Origin of the sequence: Aestuariimicrobium ganziense (genome assembly GCF_015352975.1) — a bacterium.
Taxonomy (GTDB): Bacteria; Actinomycetota; Actinomycetes; order Propionibacteriales; family Propionibacteriaceae; genus Aestuariimicrobium; species Aestuariimicrobium ganziense.
Window position 1 is genome coordinate 1 of record NZ_JACYIZ010000053.1, and the last position, 346, is coordinate 346.

Genomic DNA, 346 nt, shown 5'->3' on the forward strand with positions numbered 1-346 from the left:
GGCGCCGTCGGCGGCGAGGTGGATCTTGCAGGTCACACCGCCCCGCGAACGACCGATCGCGTGATCAGGCGGCTCGGGATCTGCACTGCGAACGAAGGGATTTCTTGTAGTTCGACCCAGCCCCCTGTGTGGCGCGGGAGCGTCGCACCATGCTGGTGTACACGCGTGATCGTGGAGTCCACCGAGACCGTCCACTCCACCTCGTCCCTGGCAGCCGCCCGAGTCTGGACTGTCGCGAGCAGCGTGGCCCAGGTGCCGTCCGCGGACCACTCGGAGAACCGCTGATAGATCGAGTTCAAGTTCCCGAACCGCTCCGGGACATCGCGCCACGGCGCCCCGGTGCGGA

The 346-nt window shown here is 67.6% G+C and carries 1 protein-coding gene; it reads right to left on the minus strand.

The genetic code is table 11. The features are described from left to right. Positions 1-32 precede the first annotated feature (32 nt). Positions 33-346: transposase (locus tag IE660_RS15460; protein ID WP_203569280.1), on the minus strand; the 314-nt coding region annotated here is incomplete at its 5' end.